This is a genomic window from Halorubrum sp. AJ67 (assembly GCF_000513435.1).
In genome coordinates this window covers 107,612-108,211 of the sequence record NZ_CBVY010000012.1, presented here as the reverse complement: position 1 = coordinate 108,211, position 600 = coordinate 107,612, and the positions used below count along the sequence as shown (strand labels likewise).

The window sequence follows — 600 nt, the reverse complement described above, 5'->3', positions numbered from 1 at the left end:
CGGTGTTCGACTCGGGGTTCACCACGCGGGCGGACGGGACCGGGTACGGGTTAGACATCGTCCGCGAGGTCGTCGAGTCCCACGGTTGGGACGTGGAGCTTCGCCGCGAGTCCGACGGTCTCGTCGGACTCCCGGACGGGCGGCGGCTCCGTCCGCCCGAGGGCGCGTGCTTCGAGGTGCGCGCTCCCGGGCCGGCGGACGCCGATCCGGACGAGCCGTGGATCGACGGGTAGGGGGAACCCGGCGATTTTATTCCTCAGGACCCGCAACCCGGCCCGTGAGCGTCGCAGACGTGACGGTCCGACGGGCCGAACGCGCCGACCTCCTCGCGGTGGTCCGGATCGAGCGCGCCTGCTTTACGGACCCGTGGCCGCACGACGCCTTCGAGCGGCTGCTCGGCGAGCCGGCGTTCCTCGTGGCTGAGCGGGCGGGCGCGGTCGTGGGGTTCGTCGTCGCCGACCGGACGCCGAACCACGGCCGCGACATCGGCCATATCAAGGACCTCGCCGTCCATCCCGACGCCCGCGGCGAGGGGATCGGACGGACCCTCCTCCGGTCGGCGCTGGCCCGGCTCCGCGCGACCGACGTGGCCGTCGCCCG

At 73.8% G+C, this 600-nt stretch carries 1 protein-coding gene; it reads left to right on the top strand.

The features are described from left to right. Positions 1–233 (top strand): ATP-binding protein (locus BN903_RS10795; RefSeq protein WP_048077734.1); only part of this gene is annotated, 233 nt, incomplete at its 5' end. Between the last annotated feature and the right edge of the window lie 367 nt (positions 234–600).